At 69.4% G+C, this 8,120-nt stretch carries 11 protein-coding genes; 7 read left to right on the forward strand and 4 right to left on the reverse strand.

Features of this window, described 5'->3' with window-relative positions; all coding sequences use genetic code 11:
* Nucleotides 1-536: 536 nt before the first annotated feature.
* Nucleotides 537-851, reverse strand: coding sequence for a DUF3349 domain-containing protein (locus tag ACFXMF_RS45280; protein ID WP_360313602.1), 315 nt, complete (start codon nucleotides 849-851; stop codon nucleotides 537-539).
* 388 nt (nucleotides 852-1,239) lie between these two features.
* The gene (locus tag ACFXMF_RS45285; RefSeq protein ID WP_379989099.1) at nucleotides 1,240-1,482 is read right to left on the reverse strand and encodes a hypothetical protein; all 243 of its coding nucleotides are present in this window, start codon (nucleotides 1,480-1,482) and stop codon (nucleotides 1,240-1,242) included.
* 106 nt (nucleotides 1,483-1,588) lie between these two features.
* On the opposite strand from ACFXMF_RS45285, the gene ACFXMF_RS45290 reads away from it, so the two are divergent.
* The 6 genes from ACFXMF_RS45290 (at nucleotide 1,589) to ACFXMF_RS45315 (ending at nucleotide 6,198) form a co-directional block, all read left to right on the forward strand.
* On the forward strand, nucleotides 1,589-2,104 hold the full coding sequence (locus ACFXMF_RS45290) for a hypothetical protein (RefSeq protein ID WP_379989100.1): 516 nt from the start codon (nucleotides 1,589-1,591) through the stop codon (nucleotides 2,102-2,104).
* 177 nt (nucleotides 2,105-2,281) lie between these two features.
* Nucleotides 2,282-3,154, forward strand: a complete 873-nt coding sequence (locus ACFXMF_RS45295) for an AAA family ATPase (protein ID WP_379989121.1) — start codon at nucleotides 2,282-2,284, stop codon at nucleotides 3,152-3,154.
* Nucleotides 3,151-4,248 (forward strand): TniQ family protein, encoded by a 1,098-nt coding sequence (locus ACFXMF_RS45300; protein WP_379989101.1) that lies wholly within the window; start codon nucleotides 3,151-3,153, stop codon nucleotides 4,246-4,248. Before ACFXMF_RS45295 ends, ACFXMF_RS45300 begins: the two co-directional genes overlap by 4 nt.
* A 19-nt stretch (nucleotides 4,249-4,267) precedes the next feature.
* On the forward strand, nucleotides 4,268-4,705 hold the full coding sequence (locus ACFXMF_RS45305; protein ID WP_379989103.1) for a hypothetical protein: 438 nt from the start codon (nucleotides 4,268-4,270) through the stop codon (nucleotides 4,703-4,705).
* 292 nt (nucleotides 4,706-4,997) lie between these two features.
* Nucleotides 4,998-5,357 (forward strand): hypothetical protein, encoded by a 360-nt coding sequence (locus ACFXMF_RS45310; protein WP_379989104.1) that lies wholly within the window; start codon nucleotides 4,998-5,000, stop codon nucleotides 5,355-5,357.
* Nucleotides 5,358-5,388: 31 nt separating this feature from the next.
* On the forward strand, nucleotides 5,389-6,198 hold the full coding sequence (locus ACFXMF_RS45315; protein WP_379989105.1) for a DUF6193 family natural product biosynthesis protein: 810 nt from the start codon (nucleotides 5,389-5,391) through the stop codon (nucleotides 6,196-6,198).
* Nucleotides 6,199-6,858: 660 nt separating this feature from the next.
* Here ACFXMF_RS45315 and ACFXMF_RS45320 read toward each other — a convergent pair.
* Entirely contained in the window at nucleotides 6,859-7,128 is a 270-nt protein-coding gene (locus ACFXMF_RS45320) for a hypothetical protein (RefSeq protein ID WP_379989106.1), read from the reverse strand.
* 348 nt (nucleotides 7,129-7,476) lie between these two features.
* On the opposite strand from ACFXMF_RS45320, the gene ACFXMF_RS45325 reads away from it, so the two are divergent.
* On the forward strand, nucleotides 7,477-7,710 hold the full coding sequence (locus ACFXMF_RS45325) for a hypothetical protein (protein WP_379989107.1): 234 nt from the start codon (nucleotides 7,477-7,479) through the stop codon (nucleotides 7,708-7,710).
* A gap of 15 nt (nucleotides 7,711-7,725) precedes the next feature.
* Here ACFXMF_RS45325 and ACFXMF_RS45330 read toward each other — a convergent pair.
* Nucleotides 7,726-8,120 (reverse strand): transposase (locus tag ACFXMF_RS45330; protein ID WP_380021217.1); only part of this gene is annotated, 395 nt, incomplete at its 5' end.

The raw sequence follows: 8,120 nt of genomic DNA on the forward strand, positions 1-8,120 counted from the left end.
GGATCGCGTCAGGGGGGCGTCAACAACGGGGTGGGGATGATCAAGGGCGCGGTAGTGTCCACGGACCCATCACACCATCACGCCCGGGTGGTTGTCCGTGCCCGGGCGGCCGGGGATACAGCGGGGATACGCCCGGGCCCTGTCGGCGAGTCGAACAGGTGAGCTGTACTCGCTTCCCCGACCAGCCGACCGCCCCATCCCGGGCCGTGTTCGCCGTCGGTGGATCCAGGAGGAGACGATGGCCGAAGCCCCCACCACCCCCAACCTGCCGCCGGCCGGCGTGCCCCGACCGCACCACCGAGACCCCGCGACCGCGACCACCGGCGACCCGCACGCCCCGACGCCGATTTCGTCACCGGTGGCAACGACGCACGGTGGCAGGGAAGTTCGGCGGACCCTCCTCACCCGAGGACGCGCCCCCGCGCCGTCGGCACCGTCGGCCGAAGCCGGGACGCGGACACATGCTCCCGACGGCTCGTCCTCGTGCGCGAGCGTGCAGCGTTGGTGGACCGAGGAAGCGTTACGCTTGTCCGTGCCTATTCGTCGGAGTCGGGGTCCCATCCGCACCCCACGAGCAGTTCCCGGACGCGTCGCACGTCCGGGTCGGTCGATTCCTGGTCGCCGCCGATACCGTACGCGTCGTGGTGGGCCTCCGTGAAGGTGGTGAACGCGAACATCACGTCCCCCAGGTTCCGGATCGACATCCCCTCGGCCAGGACCCGCATCACCGGCAGATAGTCCTCGTCCGGCATCCCCCGCGGATACGCGGACTCCAGGATCGACAGGGTCCGTTCCAGGTGCCGCGGAACACGCCCGCCCCACACCCCTTCCGGATACGGCGCAACAGCCACGACCCGACCCCCTCGCGTCGATGTTCACCACGGCTGTCGCGGTCGCCCCACTCCACCACGAACCCACACCGCACTCCACAACGCCCCCGGCCCCGTACCCACATCCTCACCAGGTGGCTCGACCACGCCCGGGCCGAACTCGCCCACGCGCCGCGCCGCCTCGGCGAGGCGCGTCGCGCCCGAAGCCGACCCCCGGCACGCCGGGCGGGTGCGGTTCGCGCGGGTGCGTCCGGGCCTCGGAAGTGGTGCGGGTGAATCCGGGCGGGCGAACATCGGGCGCGGGTAAGGGACTCGCGCGCGTCAACGGGGCGTGGCAGCCGGGGCGCGGTGCGGATGGTGTCGACCATGGCGCGGACGGCGCGGATGTCCGCCTTCGAGGAGTCGATCCTCACCAGGCGGTCGCGGTCGGCCCAGGTGCACGACGCGTAGGCGCGCGTCGCGGTGCGGATCGGGCGTCGAGAGCGGGTCGTGCGGGGTGGGAGTCGCAGGTGATCCGGCCGCCGTTCGCGCGTTCGAGGATGTGCCGTTCTCCGGGACCGAGCGGCACGTCCGCCCGGATCTCTTCGATGTTGTCGGAGAGTTCGGCGAACACGTCCAGCGCCGAGGTGGGCCCGCGTTCGGCGGTGACCACACAAGGCCCTGTCGCCGAACGAGGTCTACGCGCTGATGGTGACCCGCGCCGGGCACCTGCCGGTCTGCCTGACCGGCGATGACTACATCGAACTGCTGCCGGTGGAATGGCGAAAGATCAACGACTACGGGATCGTCATGGACTACCGCACCTACGACTGCCGGGAGTTGGCCCCTACCGCCGCCAGCCCTCCGGCGTCCCGCTCAAGGGCGACCTCTGGGAGGTCCACTACGACCCCTACGACCTGTCCCACGTCTGGGTCCGCGACAGCAGGGCAGGGGGTTGGATCACCGTTCCGTGGACCCGGTTGGGCACGGTCTTCGCGCCGTTCGCGGACTTCACCTGGCGCCACGCGCGCTCGCTGCTGGCCACCTGCGGCGCGGACGACACCGACGAGCTGGCGATCGCGGCCGTGGTCGAGGACCTGTTGACCCGCGCCGGAACCGGCCCGGACCGCAAGGTCGCCGCCCGCACCCGAGCGGCCACCGCCCTGCCTACCCGTCCTGCCCTCGATGCTCCGCCGGATTCCGACGCCGACGCCGAGCCGGTGCCGGAGGAGGTCCTCGGCGAGGTCGTCCCGTTCGGAGTGTTCGATGCCTTCACCGACGGGAGCCGCGCGTGACGCCCCTGCCGGAGCTGGAGGAGGTCGACCATCCGCTGACGACGAAGGAGGGCTGGGCCGCTTTCGTCAACGAGATGCCCGCACCGCCGCTCGTGCTGCCGCCGGCAGCCTTGCAGCGGCTGTCCGAGGCTGCGCGCGGACTACGATGCCGCCCGGGAGGACTACCACGCCCAGTTGGTGATCGTCTCCACGCCGACGATCCGCCACATCGCTGCCACCGGGCGCAAGCGCATCCTGCTCAACCGGCACCAGCACTCGGCTCGTCGCGGGCTGATCGTCTCCGGTCCGGCGGGCATCGGCAAGACCACCGCCATCACCCAACTGGGAAAGAACTACGAGCAGTTGACCCGCCGTCGCGGTGCCATCTCGCCCGGGGCGCTGCCGGTCCTCTACGTCACCGTCCCGCCGGCCGCCACGCCGAAGATGCTCGCCATCGAGTTCGCTCGGTTCATCGGGCTCCCGCTGCCGTCACGGTTCAGCCAGGTCGAGGTCACCAACCGGGTCTGTGACCTGGTCTGCACCCTGGGCTGTCGACTCGTTCTCATCGACGAGCTGCACAATCTCGACATCCAGACCAGGATCGGCGCCGAGGCATCGGATCAGATCAAGTACCTGTCCGAGGGCATCCCCGCCACGTTCGTGCCGGCCGGCGTCGACATCGAGGGCACCGGCCTGTTCGCCGGGCGACGCGGAGGGCAGATCGCCAGCCGCTACAGCCTCATCCCCACCAGCTCCTTCCGCCACAAGACCCCGCAGGAGCAGGCAGCCTGGCAGGCCCTGGTCGCCACCCTGGAGAACGCGCTGCGGTTGCACGCCCACCGCCCGGTCACCCTCCTCTCGCTCGCCCCCTACCTGCACGACCGCACCGCGGGCATGATCGGCAGCCTGTCCCACCTGGTCCGCGAGGCCGCCTTGGACGCCGTCCTGGAGGGCACCGAGAAAATCACCTGCGCCGGCCTGGAAGCCATCGACCTCGACGAGAGCGCCGAACAGCAGAACCTGCCGCGCGCCCGCCAACGCCGCACCCGCGAAGCACGAAGGACCGCGTGACCAGCCACCTGCGGACCCTGCCCATCGCGCTGCCGCCCGTCCACAGCGAGACGATCGGCTCCTACCTCAACCGACTCGCCGACGCCAACCACCTGACCGTCGGCCACCTCTCGTTCCTGATCGGCCCCAACCGCCGCCACCGGCGCGACGACAACCGGGTCGGCCACTGGACCCCCGCCGCACTGCCCCGGCTGGCGGCACTGACCGGCCAGAGCGTCCCCGCGCTGATCCACGCGATGCCGGCCCTGGCCGACGTGCGCGAACCCGCGCAGCACCGCCAGCAGTTGGCCATCGAAGAACTGGCCGAGCCCCGCCAGCGCCCCGCCTGCCGTCTCTGCATGGCCCGTCGTGGCATTCACGGACTCGTCGTCCGCAGCACTCCGCACCACGAAGGGGTCTGCCTGCGGCACCAGCGCTGGCTCCACGGCGGCGACCAGCACCACCTGGACGCGCTCCCCGAGATACTTCACGCCGACCTGCGGCACCGCCGGCTCGTCCGCCGCAGCACGGCCCCCTTCATCGCCCTGGACTACCAGTGCGCCCGCACGATGACAGCGAACTGGTTCCGAACGTCCGAGCCACTCACCCTCCGACAGCGCTGGACCCGACGCCTGCACGCCATCGCAGAGGACCCCTACGGAGATCCCCGCCGCCCCACCGAGGACCGCATCGAACTCGCCACCTACCCTGAAACCGTCGCTCTGACCGGCCTGTTCGCCTCACCCCACTGGCACGAGCGCAACGACCTGCACACCGAAGCCGCACGCCGCCTGGCGATCGAAACCCAGGCCCTGGCGCCCGACCTCACCGCAGGCCGGCCCGGCTGGAACTCGCACGGCAAGGCGGCGGACAATGATCCGCATGACAGCCGCATCCCCCGCTTCCCGCCTGGTCGCGGCGGCCGCCCGCGAGGTCCTCCGGCCGCTCGGTCTCCAGCAGCGCGGAAGATCACGCACATGGATCGACGATCACGGCTGGTGGCTGGGCATTGTCGAGTTCCAGCCGGGTCGGAACGACGGCAGCTATCTGAATGTCGGCGTGATGTGGTTGTGGCAGGACAGAAACCATCTGGCATTCGACGTCGGCGGTCGTGAGCCCGGATTCGAGCGGTTCGTGAACCCCACCCAGTTCGCCCTCGACGCACAGAGCCTCACGCGGCGGGCCGCCGACCTGGCGTTGGAGAACCGGGCCAGGTTCATCGATCTGCTCTCCACCACCGACTTCCTGACGTCACAGAAGCCTCGCCCCGGCTACTTCTGGGAGAACTACCACGCCGGGATCGCCGCCGGACTGACCGGTGAGATCGCCATCGCGCGGCGACGCTTCGACCACGTCCTGGCCGAGGATGCCTTCGCGCCCTGGATGGTCCAAGCTCAGGAGTCCGCCCGGCAACTCCACGGCCTGGCAGAAGACCTCGAAGCCTTCCGAGCCTGGGCGACGGCAGCCACCTCCTCCTGCCGGCAGCAACTCAAGCTCCAGACGTGGGAGGCAGCAACAACCAACGGCAGCTATTGGAGCCAACTCACGTGTCGAAACTGCCACGCTCGGTGAGAATCCCACCGGTGACGTCTCAGTCGAGCTGACGCACCAAAGCTCGGAGCCAACACAGCCGCCATGATCGACGAGACACCCGATCCTCCAAATCCGACCCCCGATCTCAGGACTGGTCGCCCTAGATCTGAGTCTCACCCAGACCTGACACCTCGCAGGTCAGGGCACATTCAGATGACGCGCTGGACGAGACGGGACAGTCCCGTCTCGGGTGATCCGGTCCGATTTGCTCGTGGTTTCCGAAGATCCGGTCGGTCGCGCCGTTGTCGGTAGGAGATGGCAGGTTGCGTCAATGAGCTACGACCTTGCCGTGTGGGAGGGCGAGCGGCCGACAGACAACGCCGCTGCGGCCAAGTGCTTTGCCGATCTGTACGACCGCTACATGGACACGGAGGAGCCCGTGGTTCCCCCGGTGGGTCGCATCACGGCCTTCGTCGCCGCGCTGTTGGAACGGTGGCCGGATCCCACGGAGATCGACGACGATGACTCGCCCTGGTCGGCGGGGCCGCTGATCGGCGCTGCCCGCGGCCCGTTGATCTACTTCCCCATGAGTTGGAGCAGGGCCGAGGAGACATCCGCCTACGCGGCGGAGGTTGCCGCGTCGCTGGGCCTCAACTGCTTCGACCCGCAGGCACGGCAACTCCGGCCCTGACAACGGCGCGGGAGCGATCAAACCTCGGCAGGTGGCCGGCCTGGCGGGCGCCCCGGGTCCGGTGCCGGCTCGAAACACGGCCGACCCGATCATCCGGGAACGCAAGACGAACGAGACGCCCGTCGATCTCCGGATCCACCCCGTGACGGAGTCCGGCTTCGGCGCTCGAGCGTTCCCCCTGCCGACCGCAGCCGAACCGGCGAGCCGTTTCGCGCGGCGCTACGGCACCCTCGGCACGCACGATTCGCTCTACCGCCTCGAATGGTCTGCTTCGTCGGCCACATTCGAATCTCGCCGTCCGGCAGCCAGGACCACGAGAGTGGCTGACCTTCTCCGGGTGGTGGTTCAACATCACAATGGGATCGTGAGTTCAGACCGTTTCTCCTATGCCGAGGGCGTTCCTGTGCCGCCGAGGCCCGCCCTTCCCGATCTGGCTGCGGCCCACGAACGCGGGCCGGCCGCTGCGGTCGAGGTGAAGTGGCAGCAGTTGATCCTGAGTTGGCAGTGGATGCGTGAGCGCCACGAGATCCTCCGTCCGATGCGGCCGTACCCAGGCATCGTTCCACTCCTTGAGGCGGCTTTCGCACAACCCGGCCTGCGGCAGCTGTTTCCCTTCACCAGCCACCACACCCTGTGCTTCAGCAGCTGCACCGGGTACCCGTACGTCCTGCGGGTGCCATGCGTCGACCCTCATTCCGATGGGCGGTTCCGAGTCCGCCGGCCCCGCAGCTCGATCGTGATCGGCTACACCGACACCGCCAAGGAGGCCGTCGCTCTGGTCACCGCCAATTTCCCGGCAGGACTCGGACCCGCCGGCGCCCGAGCCGACGGCTTCGGGTGATGACAACAAAGCCGGCGGGGCACCTGCTCTTTGCCGAACGTCGGATGGGCAAGGGTCGGTGAGATCGGACAGCGGTTGCGTGGTCGGTTCGGTCGAGGGCGTCCCGAGGGCGATCAGCAGTGAGCGTTGGCATGCTCCCGGCGGGCCACCGGCAAGGAACACCCGGATGCTGCACGTTGCCGTGGACGAGGCCCTGCTCTCGGCCTCCGTCGACCACCTGATGCAGATCCTGCTCGGCGAGGAGGTGAAGCTCGGCCGGACGCACCCGAAGGTCGGGATGCTCCCCTTGAACACCACCATCCACGCCGAAAGCATCACCCGACTGGGCCGCCTGGGTCTGGACACGGTGCGCCACGACGTCGAGTCGGGCCAAGTCCGGGTGATCTCCCGCGAGTACGACGACCCGTCGGTGACCCAGGCCATGGAGCCTCGCCCCAGCCTCGGGCCAAACGCCGCTGGTTCAACGGGACTCGGGACGCCGGCCGAGCGGTCCGACACGAGGCCCCTTGCTCGCGCCACGACATCCAGTGATCGTGTACCGGAACGAAGCCGCGTTCACGCGGCGTCCGCCGAGGTACGCCGGTCGCAGGGCGGGCCCGGTCGACGGGGTGACGGCGTTCTCGGCGTCGGCGCTCTATCGGGGCGGAGTCTCCCGCCGGGCTATTTCTTGAGACGAGCCACGCCCTCGGGGCACCAGCGGAACTGGTCGTCCCCGTCGTCGTTCGGGTTCTCGCGTCGTTCCAGGGCTCCCATCTCGACCAGTTGCTCGAGTGTGCCGTAGAGCATGTCGCCGAGGGGGTTGCGGGACCAGAACACCCACTTGTGGCCGAGGTAGGTGTCGTCGGGCTCGAAGAGTCCGAGTGTCCTGCCGAGTCGGAGCATGGCGGTCTCGATGTCCTGCCACTCGGCCAATTGTTCGGAGAGGTTCATGCGCCGATACTGCCGGCGAACTGGGGGTCGGAGCGGGCGGGCGGCACGCTGCGGACCCGGGGCGAACACCTCGCCGGGACCCGACGGGCCGTCGGGCGTCGTGGGCGCCGACTGTGATCGCGGTGGGGAAGGCCCCCATGACGGCGGCGGCACGGTCGACGACACCGTTTCCCGGAGGGAGCCCTCGGAGCGGGGATGGTCATGGCCGCCGCGATGCGCTCGGTGGCCTCGGACCGCCCCGAGCGGTTGCCGGGGCGCGGGGGTGGTCGTGGGGGGTGCCCCTATGGGTTTGGTCAAGGTCGGGGGTCAGTAGGTTCGTGTGGTCGGGGTCGAGCTGTGGGGGTGTGCATGGGTGATGGTCGGGTGACGATCACGCTGACGAGTGACGAGGCTCTGGTGCTGTCGGACTGGCTGTATCGGCTCCAGATGACCGATCTCAGCCGTGTCGTGGACGAGCCGGCGGTGTGGGCGCCGATCCATAGGATCGCCGGGACGCTGGACAAGGCCCTGCCCGAGCTGTTCGCGCCTGACTACAACCAGCGGCTCGAGGCCGCTCGTGAACGGCTTCGCCCCGAAGACTGACCGGTCGATGCAGCGTCATGAAGCCGCAACGGGTCGGGGTTCGTGGAAGGTGCCGTCGCGGAGCATCGCGAACAGCACGTCGGTGCGTCGTCGGGCGAGGCGGAGCGGTGCTTGGGTGTGGTGCTTGCCCTGGGCGATCTTCCGGTCGTGGTAACTGCGGGACGCGGGGTCGGCCGGGGCCGCGAAAGCGGACAGGAAGAACGCGCGTTTGAGCTGCTTGTTTCCTCTGCGGGACGGTTTTTCGCCGCGGATCGAGGAGCCGGAGCTGCGGGTTGCCGGGGCGAGGCCGGCGTAGGCGGCGAGGTGGGCTGCGGAGGGGAAGCGGCTGCCGTCGCCGACGTCGATGAGGATCCTGGCTCCGGTCCTGACGCCGATGCCGGGCATCGAGGCATCCGATCGGTCCATGGCGT

The organism is Embleya sp. NPDC059213, assembly GCF_042754445.1.
Lineage (GTDB): Bacteria > Actinomycetota > Actinomycetes > Streptomycetales > Streptomycetaceae > Embleya.

What these genes read in the sequence shown, in the direction of transcription:
- ACFXMF_RS45325 (WP_379989107.1), top strand. Translation starts at nt 7,477, where the DNA reads ATGGGTGATGGTCGGGTGACGATCACGCTGACGAGTGACGAGGCTCTG.
- ACFXMF_RS45320 (WP_379989106.1), bottom strand. Translation starts at nt 7,128, where the DNA reads ATGAACCTCTCCGAACAATTGGCCGAGTGGCAGGACATCGAGACCGCC.
- ACFXMF_RS45290 (WP_379989100.1), top strand. Translation starts at nt 1,589, where the DNA reads ATGGCGAAAGATCAACGACTACGGGATCGTCATGGACTACCGCACCTA.
- ACFXMF_RS45310 (WP_379989104.1), top strand. Translation starts at nt 4,998, where the DNA reads ATGAGCTACGACCTTGCCGTGTGGGAGGGCGAGCGGCCGACAGACAAC.